Annotated in this window: 16 protein-coding genes; 10 read left to right on the top strand and 6 right to left on the bottom strand. The window is 60.7% G+C overall.

The annotated features are described in order from the left end of the window. The first annotated feature begins 92 nt into the window (after nt 1-92). From ABAC402_RS37945 to ABAC402_RS37955, 3 genes are all read left to right on the top strand, one after another. Complete coding sequence (locus ABAC402_RS37945) at nt 93-1,037, top strand: NAD(P)-dependent oxidoreductase (RefSeq protein WP_023451166.1); 945 nt, start codon at nt 93-95, stop codon at nt 1,035-1,037. Beyond that, nucleotides 1,034-1,792 carry an MBL fold metallo-hydrolase gene (locus tag ABAC402_RS37950; RefSeq protein ID WP_023451167.1) on the top strand — a complete coding sequence of 253 codons (759 nt, stop codon included), beginning with the start codon at nt 1,034-1,036 and terminating at the stop codon, nt 1,790-1,792. The genes ABAC402_RS37945 and ABAC402_RS37950 overlap by 4 nt, the downstream gene beginning before the upstream one ends. A gap of 262 nt (nt 1,793-2,054) precedes the next feature. Next, on the top strand, nt 2,055-3,470 hold the full coding sequence (locus ABAC402_RS37955) for an amino acid permease (RefSeq protein ID WP_023451168.1): 1,416 nt from the start codon (nt 2,055-2,057) through the stop codon (nt 3,468-3,470). 145 nt (nt 3,471-3,615) lie between these two features. On the opposite strand, the gene ABAC402_RS37960 is transcribed toward ABAC402_RS37955, so the two are convergent. Beyond that, nucleotides 3,616-5,367: a DUF885 family protein gene (locus ABAC402_RS37960; RefSeq protein WP_023451169.1), complete on the bottom strand. Its 1,752-nt coding sequence runs from the start codon at nt 5,365-5,367 to the stop codon at nt 3,616-3,618. 120 nt (nt 5,368-5,487) lie between these two features. Here ABAC402_RS37960 and ABAC402_RS37965 point away from each other — a divergent pair, with 120 nt between their 5' ends. The 4 genes from ABAC402_RS37965 (at nt 5,488) to ABAC402_RS37980 (ending at nt 10,958) form a co-directional block, all read left to right on the top strand. Next, nucleotides 5,488-7,089 carry a sodium/solute symporter gene (locus ABAC402_RS37965; RefSeq protein WP_023451170.1) on the top strand — a complete coding sequence of 534 codons (1,602 nt, stop codon included), beginning with the start codon at nt 5,488-5,490 and terminating at the stop codon, nt 7,087-7,089. Between the two features lie 123 nt (nt 7,090-7,212). Then, nucleotides 7,213-8,145 (top strand): glycoside hydrolase family 16 protein, encoded by a 933-nt coding sequence (locus ABAC402_RS37970; RefSeq protein WP_023451171.1) that lies wholly within the window; start codon nt 7,213-7,215, stop codon nt 8,143-8,145. Nucleotides 8,146-8,318: 173 nt separating this feature from the next. Next, a complete protein-coding gene (locus ABAC402_RS37975; protein WP_023451172.1) occupies nt 8,319-9,881 on the top strand; it encodes a tryptophan halogenase family protein in 1,563 nt (520 codons plus the stop codon). A gap of 9 nt (nt 9,882-9,890) precedes the next feature. Beyond that, nucleotides 9,891-10,958 carry a LacI family DNA-binding transcriptional regulator gene (locus ABAC402_RS37980; protein WP_023451173.1) on the top strand — a complete coding sequence of 356 codons (1,068 nt, stop codon included), beginning with the start codon at nt 9,891-9,893 and terminating at the stop codon, nt 10,956-10,958. 126 nt (nt 10,959-11,084) lie between these two features. On the opposite strand, the gene ABAC402_RS37985 is transcribed toward ABAC402_RS37980, so the two are convergent. Together ABAC402_RS37985 and ABAC402_RS37990 are read right to left on the bottom strand one after the other, a co-directional pair. Beyond that, nucleotides 11,085-12,662 carry a PAS domain-containing hybrid sensor histidine kinase/response regulator gene (locus ABAC402_RS37985; protein WP_023451174.1) on the bottom strand — a complete coding sequence of 526 codons (1,578 nt, stop codon included), beginning with the start codon at nt 12,660-12,662 and terminating at the stop codon, nt 11,085-11,087. A gap of 181 nt (nt 12,663-12,843) precedes the next feature. Beyond that, entirely contained in the window at nt 12,844-14,166 is a 1,323-nt protein-coding gene (locus ABAC402_RS37990; RefSeq protein WP_023451175.1) for a UDP-glucose/GDP-mannose dehydrogenase family protein, read from the bottom strand. An 11-nt stretch (nt 14,167-14,177) separates the two neighbouring features. On the opposite strand from ABAC402_RS37990, the gene ABAC402_RS40390 reads away from it, so the two are divergent. The 3 genes from ABAC402_RS40390 to ABAC402_RS38000 are packed head-to-tail and all read left to right on the top strand — an operon-like array spanning nt 14,178 to nt 15,891. After that, nucleotides 14,178-14,348 carry a hypothetical protein gene (locus ABAC402_RS40390; RefSeq protein ID WP_155847492.1) on the top strand — a complete coding sequence of 57 codons (171 nt, stop codon included), beginning with the start codon at nt 14,178-14,180 and terminating at the stop codon, nt 14,346-14,348. After that, the gene (locus tag ABAC402_RS39555) at nt 14,338-15,132 is read left to right on the top strand and encodes a hypothetical protein (RefSeq protein ID WP_023451177.1); all 795 of its coding nucleotides are present in this window, start codon (nt 14,338-14,340) and stop codon (nt 15,130-15,132) included. Before ABAC402_RS40390 ends, ABAC402_RS39555 begins: the two co-directional genes overlap by 11 nt. 3 nt (nt 15,133-15,135) lie before the next feature. Next, nucleotides 15,136-15,891 carry a hypothetical protein gene (locus ABAC402_RS38000; protein WP_023451178.1) on the top strand — a complete coding sequence of 252 codons (756 nt, stop codon included), beginning with the start codon at nt 15,136-15,138 and terminating at the stop codon, nt 15,889-15,891. Nucleotides 15,892-16,246: 355 nt separating this feature from the next. On the opposite strand, the gene ABAC402_RS38005 is transcribed toward ABAC402_RS38000, so the two are convergent. Genes ABAC402_RS38005 through ABAC402_RS38015 form a run of 3 tightly spaced genes read right to left on the bottom strand, consistent with a single transcriptional unit; the run spans nt 16,247 to nt 19,511 of the window. Continuing rightward, nucleotides 16,247-17,164, bottom strand: coding sequence for an RDD family protein (locus ABAC402_RS38005; RefSeq protein ID WP_023451179.1), 918 nt, complete (start codon nt 17,162-17,164; stop codon nt 16,247-16,249). After that, complete coding sequence (locus ABAC402_RS38010) at nt 17,157-18,176, bottom strand: stage II sporulation protein M (protein ID WP_023451180.1); 1,020 nt, start codon at nt 18,174-18,176, stop codon at nt 17,157-17,159. The genes ABAC402_RS38005 and ABAC402_RS38010 overlap by 8 nt, the downstream gene beginning before the upstream one ends. Nucleotides 18,177-18,191: 15 nt before the next feature. Then, nucleotides 18,192-19,511 (bottom strand): DUF58 domain-containing protein, encoded by a 1,320-nt coding sequence (locus tag ABAC402_RS38015; protein ID WP_023451181.1) that lies wholly within the window; start codon nt 19,509-19,511, stop codon nt 18,192-18,194. Nucleotides 19,512-19,552: the final 41 nt, after the last annotated feature.

Below are 19,552 nucleotides of genomic sequence, written 5' to 3' on the forward strand. Positions count from 1 at the left end.
GTGTGGTGAGCGTGCCGGCTTTGCGCCGTTTACAAGGGTCGGATCATGCCTGCCTCACCTGTCTTCGCTATCTCTGCGCGATCCGTGCCGTCGTGAGAATTATCGTTTCCGGCGCGACCGGTTTTTTGGGCGGTCATCTCTGCCGCCACCTCCACCGCCTCGGACATGAGGTTATCGGGCTCGGCCGCGACACCGCCAAGGGCGCCGCGCTTCGTCTCGACGGCATAGCCTTTCACAGTTTCAACCTCGCTGCGTCCGGCATCAATCCAGCCCTGCCGGCGGCCGACGCTTTTGTCCACGCCGCCGCCTTGTCATCGAACTGGGGGCCGCGATCAAGCTTCCAGGCCGCCAACGTCTCTGGCACATGCAACGCGCTCGACCTGGCCGAAAAGCTGGGCGCCGGGCGCTTTGTTTTCGTCAGTTCACCCTCGGTGGCGTTTCGTTTTCGCGACCAGTTTGAGCAGAAAGAAAACGATGCCCTGCCGCCGCCGGTCAATGCCTATGCTGAGTCCAAGCAGCAGGCCGAGGCCCTGGTCCGCGTCCGCCCTAATACCGTGATCCTGCGGCCACGCGGGCTGTATGGCCGCGGCGATACCAGCCTGCTGCCGCGCCTGATCCGCGCTGCCAAAGACGGCGCCCTGCCCTTGCTGCGCCATGGCGAAGCGGTAACCGATCTGACACATGTCGACGACGTCGTGGGCGGTATCACCTGCGCTTTGATGAGCCGCGCTACCGGAACCTACAATATTTCGAGCGGCGAACCGCTTTCCATAAAATCCATCATTGAAAGCGCCTGCCGGCATGCCGGTATCACGCCGCGGTTTACCGGTATTCCCGTTGGACTGGCCCTGTTGGCCGCCCGGAGCGCCGAACTTGTGGCACGGCTGACACCCGGCCAGCCCGAGCCGATCTTCACCGCCTACAGCGTTGGCGTCATGGCCTACAGCCAGACCCTGGACCTGAGCGCGGCCAGGCGGGACCTGGGCTATGCTCCGCAAATTTCATTCGTCGACGGTTTGGGGAGGACGTTCTCATGAAGCCGGTCTTCGCCAATAGCGCCACTGTCACCGTCCCTGAACGCCTGGTCCTGAAAAACGGGCGCTGGGACGGCGTGACACTTGGCGTCCGTTTTGGCGTCTGGGTCCATCCGAAGCACGGTCCGGTTCTGATCGATACGGGTTATGGTCCCGAAGTCACGTCCGGGCGCCGCAGCCTGCCGCTTAGGCTCTACGCTGCCGCCATCCGGCCCCGGTTGGCCGACCAGCCGGAAACGGTGCTGGCGCGGCTGGGCTTCTCGGCCGAGGATGTCCGCACCGTCTTCATCACCCATTTCCACGCCGACCATATCAGCGGCCTGAAGCGTTTCCCAAAGGCGCGGTTTATCGCTGCCGGTTGGCCGCAATTGCAGTCCCAATCCCGCTGGCATCGGGTCCGTCACGGAGTCTTCACTGAACTTTTGCCAGAGGACTTCAGCCAGCGCCTGAGGCCGCTGGAGGTCGTGGATCGCGATATCTTCGGCGACGGTTCCCTGATCGCGCTGGACCTGCCCGGCCATGCCATTGGCCATACAGGTCTGATCTGGCCGGAACACAAGCTGGTCTATGCCGCCGACGCTCAATGGTTGACACAGGCTGTTGTCGAAGATCGACCACCATCAGGACCGGCCCGTCTGGTCTATCACAACGAGGCTGCGATGCAGGCCTCGCTGGCCAGGTTGCGCGAATTGAACGACCATGAGATCGTGTTTTGTCATGATCCCGTTCCCTTGCAACGCGTGGAATCAGATTGCTAAAGGGTTTGAACAAGCTGTTGAGAACCTGCTTCTTTAGCGCGATCCGATAAGGTAGACACCACTTTTCGGAACAATTGCGCGACAAAACAAAAACTTAGAGCGGGATCTTGAGTCCATCAAAACACATCCCGGTCCAGAGGCAAAATGCATAAGGCACAGGGTGAATCCGCCGGGTCCAGGTCCCAACCGACCTTGGAACAGTCATTGACAGACAAAAGAAACTATCCTCACTCTGCTGAGTTGATAAACCCCGGGGAAGGTCATGAGCCTGTTTCGTCTCAAGCCGCTCGACGCGCATACACATAACCTCGAAAACGCGCTGCCCAAGACCCTGAGTTGGCCACACCTGATCGCCCTAGGTATTGGTGCCATCATTGGCATGGGCATCTTCACCCTCACCGGTCTTGGCGCCGCCCTGGCCGGCCCCGGCGTGATCTTGTCCTTCGCCATTGCCGGCGCGGTCTGCGCCCTGGCAGCACTGGCCTATGCCGAGGTCGCCACCCTGATTCCGGCCGCCGGTAGCGCCTATACCTATACCTATTCGGTTCTGGGTGAGATGTTCGGCTGGATGATCGGCTGGGCCCTGATCCTGGAGTACGGCCTCGGCTGTTCCGCCGTCGCCGTCGGTTGGGCCGCCCACGTCAACGGCTTCCTCGAAGGCGCCCTGCATATTAAATTGCCGGCCACCTTGCTCGCCGGTCCCATGGAGGGCGGAGTCGTCAACATTCTGGCGGTCGTGATTGTCCTGCTGGTCACCGGATTGCTGGTCCTGGGGGCGCGCGAAAGCGCTGTCGTCAACATGGTCCTGGTCGCCATCAAGCTGCTCGCACTCGGCGCCTTTATCATCGTCGCGGCGCCTGCCATCGACACCGGCAACTACCATCCCTTTATGCCGTTCGGCTTTTTATCGCGCGAGGTCGGTGGTGAAAAGGTCGGGGTCATGGCAGCCGCCGCCATCATGTTCTTTGCCTTCTATGGCTTCGACGCCGTGTCGACCTCGGCCGAAGAGACCAAGAACCCCGGCCGTGACCTCACCATTGGCATTGTTGGTTCGATGGTTATCTGCACCCTGTTTTACATGTTGGTCGCCGCCTGCGTGGTCGGCGTCCTGCCCTTTACCGAAGTCGCCAAGAGCGGCGGCGAGCCCCTGCCCTATATTCTGCGCCTTATGGACCACCCTTTGCTGGCCTCCCTGGTCGGCGGTGCTGCGATCCTCGCCCTGCCGTCTGTCCTGCTCGTCTTTATGTACGGCCAGAGTCGCATCCTGTTCGTCATGGCCCGCGACGGCCTGATTCCGGCGCGGCTCAGTCGGTTGGATAAGCGCGGCGTTCCTGTCGTCATGACCCTGCTGACCGGCGCTTTCATCGCCGTCTTTGCCGGCCTGGTACCGCTGAAACAGATCACCGAGATGGCCAATACCGGGACGCTGGCGGCCTTTATTGCCGTGTCGCTGGCCATGATCATTCTGCGCATCAAGCGCCCGGACCTGAAACGCGCCTTCAAGACGCCGCTCTACTGGCTGGTCGGCCCCCTGGCGATTCTTGGCTGTTGCTTCCTGTTCACCAGTCTGACGACCTTTACCATGAAGGCCTTTGTCGTCTGGGCGGCGATTGGGCTGGTGGTCTATTTCAGCTATGGATTCTGGCATAGTCGCTTGCGTCATGAGACGCCGGCTTGACAGTTGTACCGATATAGGTCGTCCCGCGAGTTGGTCTGACATGCAGGTAATCAAGATCAAACGATCGCCGTTTGTAGCCACTTGCCGAATTGTCGGCAGCGCAATTCAAATCCTGCACTTTCGCCATACCTCGCGGCGAGGCTGATCACTTCTCTTCGTCCGGATAAGGCCCCACACCACCGTTGGCAATAAAGTGGTCAATGTGGGCGCTCATTACCGGCAGGGGCACGCTACCCAGTTCCAGCACCTGGTCATGGAAGGCGCGGACATTGAACTTCGGCCCCAGCGCAGTCTCCGCCTTACGACGCGCCTCCTGAATCGCCATCTGGCCGATATAGTAGCTCAGCGCCTGCCCCGGCCAGGAGATGTAACGATCGATCTCGGTCGTGACCTCATGCTCCGACAGGGCGGTATTGTCACGCAGGAAGGCCTGCGCCTGTTCGCGCGTCCAGCCCTTTGCGTGAATGCCGGTGTCGACCACCAGGCGCGACGCCCGCCACATCTGGTAGCTCAGCATGCCGAAGTGGTCATAGGGCGTGTCATAGACCCCCATCTCGACCCCCAACCGTTCGGCATAAAGCGCCCAGCCCTCGCCATAGGCCGAGATATAGGTCTTTTGGCGGAATTCCGGCAGCGCCTTGTTTTCCAGCGCCAGCGGCATCTGGAAGGCATGGCCCGGCGCACTTTCGTGCAGAGTCAGGGCGGTCAACTGGAACAATGGTCGTGATTTCAGGTCGTAGGTGTTGACGAGGTAGACGCCAGGTCCACCCCGGCCCGTGGTGTAATAAGGGGCGATATCCGGCGGCACGGGGATGACGCCAAACCTTTGTCGCGGCAGTCGGCCGATCCAGTTGCCGATCTTGCCGTCCACCGTCTTGGAAATCCAAGCCGCCCGGTCGAGCAAAGCCTGCGGCGTTTCGGCGTAGAATTTCGGATCGCTGCGTAGCCAGGCCAGGAAGGCCGGCAGGTCACCTTCGAAGTCAGCCTCCCGCATAGTGGCCATCATCTCGGCGCGGATCTTGGCGACTTCCTTCAGGCCGGTCTGGTGGATCTGGTCCGGCGTCAGGTCGAGCGTGGTATATTCGCGGATCTTGGAACGGTAATAAGCTTCGCCGTCCGGCAGTTCGCTGGCGCCTAAGGTGGTGCGCGCGTGGGGGAAGTATTCGGTCTGCAGGAACTTCAACAACTTGCGGTGGGCTGGAATGACGGCCGCCTCGATGGCCTTTACACCCCGGGCTCGCAGTTCGGCCTGGAGCGTGGGCGGCATATTGGCCGGCATGGTCAGGAACGGCCTGTAGTAAACGCTGTCCTCGGGGCTGGCGACAGTGATGATCGAGACAACCGACTGGTCACGTCCGGTCAAAGTGACATTCGGCGGCGTAAATCCGCGCTTCAGGCCGCTCTTCATGTTGGCGGTCGCCTGGTCGAAATAACGCGGCATCTCCGACAACTGACTGATATAGTTTCGGTAATCCTGCTCAGTGCGGAAGTCGAAATCGGTCGTATAGACCAGATCGCTCCAGAAGGCGCTGTCGGAATTGACCGGCATCTCATAGTCGCGGAAGGCCTGGGTAGCGACCAGTGCATCAATCTGGGCCTTGTAGACGGCGTAATTGACTTGATTGTCCGGCGTCAGTCCTGCCGGGTCTATCGCTGCCAGTTGCGCACTTATGGCCCGCCAATAGGTCAGGCGCTCGCTCTGGGCCTGGGCGCTGATGTCGGGCAGATGCGCAGCGATTTTGTTGCTGGCGGCACCCTCGCTGCTGGTCAGCAGGCTATGCCGCCACGCCCACTCACCACTGTAAAGCGCCGTAAAGCGGTCGTCCGCTTCGCCAGCCCAGGCGGGCGACGAAATGACCAGGCAGACCGCCGCCAGGCTCCAGGCCAGATGTCGCAATGTCACCTCCTCAGCTAGCTGCAAGCTAGCAGCTTAACCCGCAAGGAGGAAAGCGCTTTCAAATTTCCGAATCTGTGATCTAGTTCGCCAAAACCATAATACTACCGGGGACATTTACAGATGCCGGCGCGTACCCTGAGCCTGCTCGACCTCGCCGTCTTCGGCCTCTATATCGTCGGCATCATTATCTATGGGCTTATCGACCGCCACCGCGCACTAAAGGCGCGCGAGCACTTCCTGGGCGGGCAGTCAGCAAGCTGGCCGAAGGTTGGCCTGTCGTTGTACGCTTCCACGATATCAGCCACCACCCTGGTCGGCCTGACGGGCACGGCCTATGCCCATGGCATCAGCGTTTTCAACTACGAATGGATGGCAGCGGTGGTGCTGACCATCTTCTGCGCCTTCGTCCTGCCGACCTATATCAAGTCTCAGGTCTTTACTGTGCCTGAGTTCCTGGAGTTGCGCTACGGCAAGTTCGTGCGCACCTATGTCTCTGGCCTGGCCTGTCTGCTCGGCATTTTTCTGGACGCCGCCGGCGGACTGTTCGCCGGCGCCATTCTCTTCCAGATCATGGTGCCAGACTGGCCGCTTTGGCAGGTCTGCAGCCTGCTGGCCTTGCTGGCCGGCGGGTTCCTGATCGCCGGGGGTTTGCGCGCGGTGATGAGCTTTGAGTCGGTCCAGGGCCTGGTGATGGTCTTCACGGTTGCCGCGCTGGCCTGGTTTACTTTCTCGGCGGTCGGCGGTTCCCCACTGGAAGGCTGGAATCGAATGATGACCGAAGTGCCGCCCGAGAAACTGTCGCTGATCCGCCCGCTCGACGATCCGGCAGTACCGTGGTCGGGGCTGCTGACCGGCATTCCGCTGATCGGTTTCTACTTCTGGTGCACGTCACAGATGATGGTCCAGCGCGTGCTGGCTGCCCGGTCGCTCGACGATGGCCGGCTGGGGTCGCTGCTGGGTGCGGCGCTGAAACTGACCAGCCTCTTCCTGGTCTGCCTGCCCGGGGCAGCCATGCTGCTGCTGGCGCCGGGCCTGCCGCAATCGGACCAGGTGTTTTCGCACATCGTGTTCGACGTCCTGCCCGACGGCCTGCGCGGCCTGATCATCGCCGCCTGCCTGATCTCGATTGTCTCGGGCCTGGCCGGGATCTACAACTCGACCTCGACCCTGATCACTATGGACTTCATCCGCCGTTTCCGGCCTGGCCTGACCGAAAAGGGCCTGGTGCAAACCGGCCAGATCGTCACCGTTGTGATCATGGCAGTGTCGATCGTCTGGGCGCCGCAGATCATCCTGTTCAAGGATACCCTGTGGCAGTACCTGCAATCGCTGCTGTGCTACTTCGTGCCGCCGATCGCCGCCGTGTTCATCGCTGGCCTCTTCCTGCGCCGCGCCAACAAGGCCGGTGCCGGGGCGGGCCTGATTGCCGGCACGACCGCCAGCCTGATCATGTTCGTCGACTCGGTGGCCTTCCACGTTATTCCCATCCACTATCTCGACGCCGCCATGGTCATATTCATTGTTGCCATGGCCGCCATCGTGATCGCCAGCCGCTTCGCCCCCGCCCCTGACCCCGTGAAGATCGGGCCGCTGATGTTCTCGAAAGCCGTCTGGCAGGCCGAGACCGAGCACCTGAAAACCGTCAAGTGGTTCAAGAACTACCGCTACCTTTCGATCGGCCTGCTGACCGTGACGGCGGCGATCGTCATCTGGTTCCGTTGACCCGCCTCTGCCTTCTTTTTCTGTAGTCAATCCGTCACAAAACCCCTAAAGTCGGAACAACGACCGGAAACCGGCGCCTTGCCAAACAAAAAACCGATCCCTGTTTTTGCCGGAGCAAGACTCGTGAACCCTGTCTCATTTTCAAAATTTCTGTCCGTCCTTGTCGCGCTGTCCGCAGCCACCCTGGCGGCCTGCGGCGGAGGTGGAGGCGGCAACTCCAGCGGTGGCGGATCGTCGTCATCCTCATCAACGTCCAGCAGCACGGCGTCGGGCCCTGGCGTTACCGCCATAGACGAAGCCGGAGGACTGCCCTCCGGCTATGTTCTGGCCTGGTCGGATGAGTTCAGCACCGACGGCCTTCCCGATCCGACGCTCTGGGGCTACGACACTTTTCGCAATTCAGCGGGCTGGTACAATAACGAGAAGCAATACTATTCGGCTAACCGCCTGGAAAACGCTCGTGTTGAAGGCGGCAAGCTGCTGATCGAGGCGCGCAAGGAAGCTCTGACCACCCTGCCGGACTATGGCGGGCAGCAGTACAGCTCTGCCCGCATTGTGTCGAAAAAAACCTATACCTACGGCTATGTCGAGGTCCGCGCCCTGGTGCCGTGCGCCCGCGGCGGCTGGCCAGCCATCTGGCAACTGCCTGCTGCGCCCTACACCAACTGGCCGGATGACGGCGAGATCGACATTATGGAGTATGTTGGCTGGAACGCCGGCAAGATCTATCAGAGCGTCCATACCAAGGCCTATTACCACGTCCTGAACAACCAGAAGAGCGTCATCTCCAATGTCGCCGACGCCTGTTCAGCCTGGCACACCTATCAACTGACCTGGACCGCCGACAGGATCACCATGGGTTTCGACGGCCGCAACTATTTCAGCTACCGCAACGACGGCTCCGGCAACTACAACGAATGGCCTTTCTTCCGGCCTCAGTTCCTGATCCTGAACGTGGCTGTCGGCGGCGATTTCGGCGGCGTCAGCGGTGTCGACGATGCCGCCTTCCCCTATTCCATGCAGATCGACTATGTCCGTGTCTATCAGAAGCCCTGACAAGACTTCTGACAACAGGACACAAGGCGCTAGCCACTTGCAATAAATCCCCAATAATTCAACATTTTACGCTGATTTGCCACTGTCGTATCTGTCCTGCTCTGGCTTGCCCTGCTGTCTTGACCGTGTTACAGCGTGTGACAACGGCAACATAAAGACCGATGTGACATCTCATGACCACACCGCGCAAAGTCTTGATTGCGGGCGGCGGCACCGCCGGATGGCTGACCGCGGCCTACCTGGCGCGCGTCCTGGGCCACGGCAAGCCGAACTCGCCCGAAATCACCCTGATCGAGTCACCCGAAATCGGCACCATCGGTGTCGGCGAAGGCAGTTTCGCTACCATCCGCACCACGCTCCAGACCCTGGGCCTGGACGAGGAGACCTTCCTGCGCGAAGCCACGGCCACCTTCAAGCAGGGCATTCGCTTTGCCGACTGGGAGAAGACCGGTGACTGGTATTTTCACCCCTTCGATGCGCCCTATCCGGTCGAAGGCGCCGGCCTCCTGCCGTACTGGCTGCTCCAGGACCAAGCCACGCGCGTGCCATTCGCCCAAGCCGTTGCGCTGCAGAAAAAGGTTGCCGAGAACCGCCGGGCGCCGAAGCGTCTCTATGAAAACCGCTTCGGCGGCGCGCTAAACTACGCCTACCATTTCGATGCCGGCAAGTTTGCCAAGCTGCTATCACGCCATTCTGTATCGATGGGCGTCACTCACCTGCAAGGCCGCATTACCGATGTGCGTTTGGCGACAGACGGCAGCATCGCCGGAGTAACCTCGGACAGCCATGGCGAACTGAGCGCCGACCTCTATATCGACTGCACCGGTTTCGCTGCCGTGCTGATCGGCAAGGCCCTGGGTTCACCGTACAGGTCGGTGCGCAAACACCTGCTGACCGACCGCGCCATCGCCTGCCAGGTGCCCTATGCCACGCCGGACGCGCCCATCGAAAGCTACACCGTTTCGACCGGCCATGAAGCCGGCTGGACCTGGGATATCGGGCTCGATGTCCGCCGCGGCGTTGGCTATGTCTATAGTTCGGACCACACCCGTGACGACCGTGCGGAAGAGGTCCTGCGCGCCCATGTCGGCCCCACCGCCACCGAATTCTCGACCCGCGTCATCAAGTTCGACACCGGCTACCGCGAACAGCAATGGATCAAGAACTGCGTCGCCATCGGCCTGTCGGGCGGTTTCTTCGAGCCGCTGGAAGCCACCGGCATCATGCTGATCGAAGTCGCTATCGGCATGCTGACCGATTACTTCCCGCACGCTGGTCCGATTGACGCCAATGCGGCGATTTTCAACCGTCTGATGACCCTGCGCAACGAGAAGCTCGTCAATTTCCTGAAGCTTCATTACTGCGTCAGCAAGCGACCCGAATCCTTCTGGCGTGAGAACTGCGACCCCGCAACCATTCCCGACGAGTTGAACGAACTTCTTGAAATGTGGAAATATCGCATGCCATCGCGCTTCGACGTTTTGGACGACATCGATACCTTCGCCTTCTTCAACTATCAGTACATTCTGTACGGTATGGGCTTTAAGACCAACCTGTCGGCCCAGCGTGACAGCCACCCCAAGGGTGCCGAGGCCAGGGCCATTTTCGACAAGGTCGCGCTGATTGGCGACCAGGCAGCGCGCGACCTGCCGACGCACCGGGCGCTGATCGACCAGGTCTACAACCACGGCTACGCCGAACCACCCGCCCAACGTTTCATGTCCGTTAAACGCTAGAGAAGATTTTTGGACCGCAGACCGACCATCATCGACGTTGCCGAAAAGGCCGGGGTTTCCATCAAGACCGTGTCGCGCGTTATCAACAACGAAAAGCACGTCTCGGCCGAGATGCGCGGCCGGGTACGCCGCGCCGTCGCCGACCTGGGCTTCGAAGCCAATGCCTCGGCGCGTGGCATGCGCACGCTCAATCCGGAGCGCTCCTACGTCGTCGCCCAGTTGTATGGCGACCCCGGCGGCGCCTATACCTCGGACATTCAACTGGGCCTGCTGTCGCGCTGCCGCTATTTCGGCTATCATTTGGTCATTGAGGAACTGGACTACCAAAGCCCCGACGTCGAGCGCCGGGCTCGCGATCTGGTCAGGCGCTTGAAGCTGGACGGGGCAGTTTTGACCGCGCCGCTGACCGACAACGATATTGTCCTGGGTGTGCTCCGCGATGCCGGTATTCCCTATGTCCGCGTGACGCCGTTGTACGAGTCGCACACTGTGCCGTCGGTGCGGATTGACGAAAAGCGCGCTGCCTATCAATTGACCCAGCACCTGATCAGTTTTGGCCATCGCCGCATCGGCTTTGTTCGCGGCCTGCCCAATCACGCCGCCAGCCAGATGCGGTATGCCGGTTTTGAGCAGGCGCTGAAGGAGGCCGGGGTGGAGGTCGATCCCACCCTGGTCGAAAACGGCGACTTCCGTTACTTCGCGGCCATTCCCTGCGCCCACCGCCTGCTGAACAGGCCGGATCGTCCGACCGCCGTCTTTGCTTCCAATGACGAGATGGCGGCGGCGGTGATAAAGGTTGCGCACGAGTTCAACATCAAGCTGCCGGATGACCTCAGCGTCGTCGGTTTCGACGATATTCCGACGGCGGAGATGCTCTGGCCGTCTTTGACAACGGTACGCCAGCCTGTCGCTCGGTTGGGCGCAGCGGCCGGGGATTTGTTGTTTACACGATTGTCGGGCACTGGCGAATGGCCATCACCGGCCCCTCAGCAGATCCTGCAGCATGATATCGTGCTGCGTTCCTCGACGGCGCCGTTGCGGGATGCCAAGATGATGGCTGGCGCCGTCGGACGGTAAGGAAGACGTCAAGAGCACAGACGTCAAGGCATGCGTCGGAAGATGAGACTGGCTACGTGTCTCCAGAGCGCAATCCGACAAAGTGTGCGGCAACCTTTCGGATAAATTGCTCTACAAAACAAAAGCTTAGATCGGTGACTTGATTCCATCACAACACATCCCGCGCTGGCCTTCGCGGCCGGCGTAGCGCAACAAGATATCACGGAGCAGGCCGGGATCGAACGGCTTGGGGATAAAGCCGTTCATCCCCGCCGCAATGCACAGGTTCTTGTCCTTGTCGAGAACATGGGCGGTCATGGCGACGATAGGAGTCGGAGACTTGTGCTGCTCGGCCTCGTGGTCGCGGATCAGCCGCGTACTTTCAAATCCATCCATGCCCGGCATCTGGATATCCATCAGGATGACGTCGAACGTGCCGCGCTCAGCCTTGCGTAGCGCCTCGATGCCGTTCTGGGCGACGTCGAAACTGTAGCCCAGGTGCTCGATCATCGTCGTCGCCACCAGGGTGTTGGGTTCATAGTCTTCGACCACCAGCACATTACGGTGCTCGCGTTCCAGAACTTCGCTCCGCTGCGTCAACAGCGACTGGCGCGCCGGATTCTTGAAGGTCAGCTCAACCGTAAAGGTCGAGCCAATACCCGGGCGGCTGACCACCGAAATGGCACCCTCCATGGCGCGGGCAAGCGCGCGACAGATTGACAGGCCCAGGCCCGCGCCACCGTATTTGCGCGTCATCGAAACGTCAGCCTGGGTGAAGTTGTCGACGATCAATCCCGCCTTGTCCTCAGCGATGCCGATGCCGGTGTCTGTCACGTCGAACGCCAGAACCGTATCGTTCAGCCGCTCAGTCTTGATACGGACGGCGATATCGATCTGACCTTCGTCAGTAAACTTGACGGCATTGGCCAGCAGATTGGTCAGGATCTGCTGCAGCCGCGCCGGATCGCCCAGGTAGCGGTCCTTGAGGTTACGGTCGTAGGTGACCTTGATCGGCAAGCCCTTGTCCTGGGCCTTGACCCGCATCAGCATCGCCGAAGTCTCCACGACATCGGCCGCATCGAACGCGACGACGTCGAGTTCGAGCGCATCGGCCTCCAGCCGTGAAAAGTCGAGCAGATTGTTGATCAGACTCAGCAGGTTGTCACCGCTTTGCTTGAGCATCGAGACACACTGCTGCTCCTTGGAGTTCAGGTTCCCGGACATGCCGAGGATATGGGCCAGGCCGATGACGGCATTTATTGGCGTGCGCAGTTCGTGCGACATGTTGGCCAGGAACTCATCCTTGCGCCGGCTGCTTTCGCGCAGGGCACCTTCGATGCGTTTGGTCTCGGTGATCGGGCGCGCTACCTTGGTTGCTCCCATCACCCTTCCATGGCGGTCCTGGAGCGGCGAAACGGTAACCGACAGTTCGATCAGGTCGCCGTTCTTGGCCCGGCGCAGGGTCTCGAATTGCTCGACCTTCTCGCTGGCCTTGATCTTGCCCAGGATGGCGTATTGTTCATCGATCCGGTTGGGCGGAATGATCAGGCCGATTTGCTGGCCGATGGCCTCTTCCGGAGTATAGCCGAAGATGCGCCTGGCCGCCGGGTTCCAAGAGGTAATGACACCGTCCAGGGTCTTGCCGATTATGGCGTCATCGGACGATTCGACGATGGCGGCCAGATAGCTGCTCAACGTTGCATCGTTATCATCCGTCGTAATCATAACTGTCGCTTCCCGCGCACTTACCGCGCGGAGTGTTACTAATTGTGCACAATTCCCTGAGGGACAGAGCCAAAATGCCCGGAAAAAAAATAAGAGTGCCATATGGAATAAGGCCCATACGTCGTGTTACGCACTGTAATAATTCAACCTTTTGGAGTTGAATGACACAGTTCGCGAAGGTTCAGGCGGTAATTTCTTCGCCCGGACGACCGACGCAGATATAGCGGAAGCCGTGGCGTGCGACTTCATCCCTGCGATAGATATTGCGCAAATCCACCAGCAACGGCGTTTTGACCGCAACCTTGATGCGCTTGAGATCCAGTGCCCGGAACTCGTTCCACTCCGTAACAATGACCACCGCATCAGCGCCTTCGGCTGCCTGGTAGGGGCCGTCACAATAGGTGATCGGGGGCAGGACCGCACGGGCATTCTCCATGCCTTCCGGGTCGTAGCCGCGGATCGTCGCCCCGGCCTTGACCAGCTCTTCGATGATGACGATGGCCGGTGAGTCGCGCATGTCGTCGGTTTCGGGCTTGAAGGTCAGGCCAAGGACGGTGATGGTTTTTCCGGCGACCGAGCCGCCAGCGGCCTTGATTACCTTTGTTGCCATCTTGGCCTTGCGGGCTTCGTTGACCGCGACAGTGGCCTCGACCAGTTGCGTGGGCGCGTCGTAATCCTGGGCGGTCTTGACCAGGGCCAGGGTGTCCTTGGGAAAGCATGATCCGCCATAGCCCGGACCGGCGTGCAGGAACTTGGTCCCGATGCGGTTGTCGAGCCCGATGCCACGCGCCACCTCCTGGACATTGGCGCCGACGGCCTCGCACAGGTCGGCCATTTCGTTGATATAGGTGATCTTCATCGCCAGGAAGGCATTGGCGGCGTACTTGATCAACTCCGAGGTTCGGCGTGTGGTGATCATCAGCGGCGCCTGGTTGATGAACAAGGGGCGATAGACCTCGGTCATCACCGGTCGCGCGCGCTGATCCTCCAGCCCGACAACGATGCGGTTGGGGATCATGAAATCCTTGATAGCTGCGCCTTCGCGCAGGAATTCCGGATTGGACACCACAGCGACGTCGGCCTTTGGGTTGGTCCGGGCGATAATCCTCTCAACCTCGTCGCCGGTGCCGACCGGAACGGTCGACTTGGTAACGACGACGGTAAAGTCCTTGACGTGACGGGCAATTTCCTCGGCGACAGCATAGACGTATTTCAGGTCGGCATGCCCGGTTTCCTTGTTTGTCGGCGTACCAACACCGATAAACACGACCTCGCTGTCGGGAACGCAATCAGCCATGTCCGTCGAGAAGGTCAGGCGGCCGGCCTTGACGTTATCACGGACCATCTCTTCCAGGCCGGGCTCGAAGATCGGCATCTTGCCGGCACGCAGGCCCTCGATCTTGGCGACGTCCTTGTCCATGCACACGATATCGTGACCGTATTCCGCCAGGCAGACACCCGAAACCAGGCCAACATACCCCGAACCAATCATCGTAATCTTCATCGAACTGAACCTTGAACACCCGCCTGCCTAAAGGCGCCACCCAAGGCAAAAACCATTGCAAAGGCAAGCAAAAAATCCTGGACGGCGGTGTTTTCACCGTGGCCGATTGCCGCTTGGCAAAACCGCCGGACCGTTCTAGCGTGAAGCACGGCGATTTCATCGGGGGCTTTCATGCATCTTGACTTCAGCGCACCTTTCGCACGGTTCTTCGACCTGTTGGGCAAGAACCTTGGGCTTTTCCTCGGCCTGGGCCTGATCGGCGTGATCCTGCCGGCCCTGGCGATCAGCTACGGCCTGTTTTTCCAGACCGGATTTGGCATCTATGACTGGACCGAAAATGCCGCCTCGATCGCCACCGCCGACTGGTGGTGGCTGGCCGGCGGGTCGATCCTCATTTGGTTTCTCAAGCTGGTCAACCTGTCCATGGTGACCGAGGTCGCCATTCTGCGCGCAGTCGGCAAGAAGGCGGACCTTGGCGCCGCCTTCGGCAGTGCGATGCGCAACATCGTCCCCATCCTTCTGATTTCCATTCTGGTGGGGCTTATTGTCATGGGTGGCATTCTTCTCCTGATCGTACCGGGCATTATGTGGGCCCTCGCAACCTGTGTCGCCGTGCCCGCCTATGTCGGGGAACGAGGGATCGGCATAATGGGCGCCGTCCACCGGTCGTTCGAGTTGACGCGCAATAATCGTTGGATGCTGTTTGCCATCTTCCTTGTCCTGTTTCTGGGTCTGGGTATAGTCGGCGGCGTGATCGGCGGTGCCGGCGCGGTAGCCTTGCTCAGCACGGGCGGCACGGAGGCCCTGACCTCCAGCGACAACATGACGGTTTTGCAGATCGTCAACATGATATTCGAAGCCAGCCTCGACATGCTGGGCAATATCTTTATCGCCGGCCTCTATGTCTGCCTGCGTGAAGTCCCCGGCAAGCAGAACCCCAGCCAGGCCGCCTCGGTTTTTGAGTAGGCGATGAGGGTCGTCCTCGCCCCATCGCCCCTGCGCGTGCTTGACAGGACCCTCGATACCCTGAACCAGGACTGGGGCCGACCGCTGGCAGCGTTGGGGCTCTTCTTCCTTGTCCCTTACGTGGCGGGCTATTTTGCCCTCTATGCGCCCCTGATCGATGCCGGCCAGTCCTACGAGGGCTCGCAGACCCTGGCCTATGCCCGCTACTACGCATTCATCGCCTGGTATTTTCTGCTGCGCGCCGCCGCCCTGTGCACCGCCGGCCGGCTAATCCACGAAAAGCTGAAGGGCAATAACCTGCCCTTCGCCCAGATGCTTCGCGAGGCGCCATGGCTGTGGCTGCGCAGCCTGCCAGTCTACCTGGTCCTGTCGGTGGCGGTCTATCTCGGCCAGTATGCCTGGGTTGTGCCGGGCATGTTGGCATCCTTTGTTGCGGCCTTCGTCCTGCCGCCCCTGGTGCTGGAGCGACAGTCGCTGATCGGCGCCATCCGGACCGGTTGGACGTTGTGCCGTGGGCGGTTTCTCATCCTGGCCGTTAACATTGCGTTGGTGACCGGCTTTGCCCTCGCCGCCCAATGGGCCATTGGTCAGGCCAATACCCGCTTTTCATCGGGCATGTCCTTCGTGGCCGCGTCGATCCTGTTGCAGGCGGCACTGGCGGTGGTGCAGTTGCTTCAGACAGCGCTTTCGCTCAGCCTTTATGCCTGCGCCCGCGACGATTCCCCGCCGCCCCAGACAGTGGCCAAGGTATTCGATTGACTACGCGGTCTGAATTTGCAGTGTCGATCGTATAGATCGAGAATTTTATCCTTTAGATGCCGCGCGTACGCCTCTATAGTTAAGCGGGTCCACAAATTACACAGTTTAATTTAGGCAAAGGCCTGTATCAAATATAAGAAATCTGTATAGTCTGCATACCTACTCATACCAAGCCTCATAAAGAATGACGCTTGGTATTCGCATTTTTTCAGCTCAAGCGCCGCATGGCTCCTCGCATAAGCTCGGGCGCGCAGTCGCGCTTGCCAGTCCGCGATGAGTCAAGGTCATCGCTGGCTGGCATTACTTTCGAACAATGCTTCTGCGCGGCGGCTTTCTGGTTGGCGCCGTCCACAGGTCAGGTCAGCGCCGCAGCGTGCTTGTCCTTGCGGCGCTTGCCCATCAGCATCTTGCCTTCCAGCCACGCCCGCAGCGCGCCGTAATAGGCCCGCAGGAAGGCTTCGTCGGTCGGCATGTCCGCCGGGTTCCTGGGCGCCTGCCAGTTTATCCGCACCTTGATCTTGTCGGCCACCGCCCGCATAACCGCCGGCTTGCGCTCACGCAACACCTGCTCCAGCACCTGCAGTTCCATCTCGCCATAGGCCAGTTGTTCCGGCGTAAAGGTCAAGCCAATCGCGCGGTCGCCCTCCAGATCGGCCAGGTCGTAACTGAGCGACGCCTTGGGCATATGGATGACGCGCGTTCCGGCCAGGAAGTCACCGAGACGGGCATGCTGCTTGTTGAATAACGGCAGCAGGATCAGAGCCAGAGCCCAGAGGAAGGCCATCATGCTGAGCAGAGAATTGCCCGCGCCCTGAAGAATCAGACCGATCGGAATATACAACTCGACCTCGCGCAGGGCGTTGCGCGTGAAAACCGCTGCCGGGGTCAGGCGGCCGCCGTCATGGGCCACGACACGCAAACGCAGCGCGCGCTTGCCCGGCGTCGCCGCCTTGGGCCCCATCTCGAAAAAGATGAAGTATCCCGAGCGGACAAAGAACCACACCGCCAGGCCCAGGACTTGCAGGATCGAATAGGCGGCCTTGTGGTCCTTCTCGAACGCTTCCATCGGCAGGATGAGCCAGACGATGAACAGTACGAGCGGGATCAGCGCCATGATCAGAAAGTCGATCAGCAACGCACCGATGCGCTCGCCGAAGGAGGCGTTAAGAAACGGCAGGACCACGCCTTCGGGTGTCGATATCTGGGTCGCGATGCGGCCGTGTTCGCCGTAGGGCGCATCGCTTAGCAGGTCGCGTTTGGCCGGCTTAGCCATGTTTGCGCTCCCGCCCGACCAACAGGAAATAGATCAGCCAGAGGGTCAGCATGGCCCCACCGATGGCAAAGCGGGCCCAGGTGTCCGTGATCATCTGGCGGCCGAAACCCTCCAGGCAGCCGGCCACGGTCAGCATGGCCGCAACCCCGATCATCACTGTACCGGTCAGCCGCCCCGCCACCATCAGCGACTCTTTGCGCGGCACGTCGCCCGGGAAGATCAGCCGCCGGCCGATATGCAGACCGCATGCCCCAGCGATGACGATGGCAAACAACTCGGTGGTGCCGTGAATGCTGAGCCAGCCGGCAAACTCTACGCCCAGTCCCTTGGAAGCGAACAGCCACAGCATGGCGCCCAGAGGGATGCCGTTATAAATCAGCAGGGCGAAGGTGGGCAGGCCGAACATGATGCCGAAGGCAAAAGCCATGATGGCCACCTGAGTATTATGTCCCATCAGGAAAACAGCGAACGGCGACAATGGATCGTTCTCGGTATTGCCGCCAAGGGTTTTTCTCAGCTCCTCGACGGAGCTCCCGATCGACCGCCCCTCACCGGGCAGGAAGAAATGGTACCATGTGGCGTCCTGGGCGCACAGCAGCCAGCCCAGAAGGGCGCCACCGAAGAACAGAACGCAGGCCAGGGCCAGTTCCAGCCCCAGCGACCGGAAGCCGCGCGGCCAGGCGCGGACGAAAAAACTCGACAGAACCTCCTTCAAGCGGGTCTGAGGTCCATAGACGTAGACATAGGCGCGGGCGCACAGGGACTGGAGATAGGTGATCAGGTTGCGGTCCAGCGAAATCGACTGTGCCATCGACAAGGACGACATGGCCGAACGATACAGCACCGGCAGGTTCAGCAGTTCGTCGACGGAAAAGCTGCCCAAGCCGTCGCGCTCGGCCTTGTCGAGTTGCGCGTTGAGCAGCCGCCAGTCGCCCTGGCGCGCCTCCCGGAACTTCTGGCTTTTCAGTTGCAGCGCCGGACGGGACTGCGGTTGAACGGGATCGTCGGCCATGTGGAACTCCCTCCCCTACAACCGGTCGGCGCGTTTCAGCGCCAGGTATTTGGTGACAATGGCGGTGGCCAGGTTTTCGGTCGCCGCTTCCAGCACCTCGATGCCCTGCCGGCGCAGAATGGTGAAGACGCGCTCGCGCTGGACCGCCAGACGTCGGGCGAAGACGGCGCGGGTAACGTCTTCCGGCTGGGCCGGCACTGTATCGATCAGGTTGTCGACCACCTCATCGCGGAAGGCGACGAACAGCACCAGGTGCTTCTTGCTGAGCCGGTTCAGGCTTTCCAGCATCAGCTCGGCCGAGACCTCGTCGATAAAGTCGGTGAACAGGATGATCAGCGAGCGCCGGCCGACCTTGGCGTTGAGATCGGCCAGGGCCAGGGTATGGTTGGATTCCTCTTCGGAATCGTCGAGGCCGGACAGCTGGTGCTTCAACGCCTCGAACGCCTGGGTGCCCGACATCATCGGCGCCGCGTGATAGGGCTTTGAGGCAAAGGCGAAGGTACGGATGTTGTCGCCGATCTTGAGCGCGCAATAGCCCAGCAGCAGGCCGGCATAGATGGCGCGGTCCAGGCGCTTGACACCAGCCAGGGGCTCACCCATCAGCCGGCCGGTATCGTAGGCCAGGACAATGTGGTGATTGCGCTCGGCCTGGAACTCACGCGACAGCAGCTTGACGTGTTTCGCCGACGAGCGCCAGTCGATGCGGCGCGGATCCTGGGAAGCGTCGTACTCACGCAAGGCATGGTATTCCGAGCCATTATGAAGTTGGTTCTGGACACGGACGCCGTAGATACTGTCGAGCGAGAAAAGGTCTGAAGCGTCCTGCTCCACGCCTTTCAGATCCGGGGTGATGGTCACCGGGGCGTCCAGAGCGATCTTCTTCTGGACATAGACCAAACCAAGGAAACCGGTCCAACGCAGGTAGGCGGCGTCGATCTGGCCCGGCCCGCGTGCCGCGGCGATCAGGTGCAGCTTGCCGTGGAAACCCAGATCCTCACCCTTTTCCAGCTTGCGGTCGTAGGCCGAGGCCGCCAGCAGGCGGTTCAGACCCAGGCGCAGTTCCATCCGTGCCGGCAGTCGCCAGGCGGAAAATCTGGCGACGAACGGTACGGCCTGTTCGCGACCTACGCCCAGTGTCCTGGGCAGGACCAGGTCAAAACTCAGGGCCTGGCCGACCGGAGCGAAAAAACCATCGAGCACGGCCAAGGCGAACAAAAGTACCATGACCAGTGGAACCCATGCCCAGACCTGAGGCGCGTACAGGCCAATCCCTATGGCGGCAGGGACGCCCAGGGCCAGTAGTGCCAGCAGTCGAGGTGTGGGGTAGATGCTCATGGGTTCCTTTTCTGTCGCAATTTTTAACGGAAAAGTGGCGG

The organism is Asticcacaulis sp. AC402 (genome assembly GCF_000495835.1).
GTDB lineage: Bacteria > Pseudomonadota > Alphaproteobacteria > Caulobacterales > Caulobacteraceae > Asticcacaulis.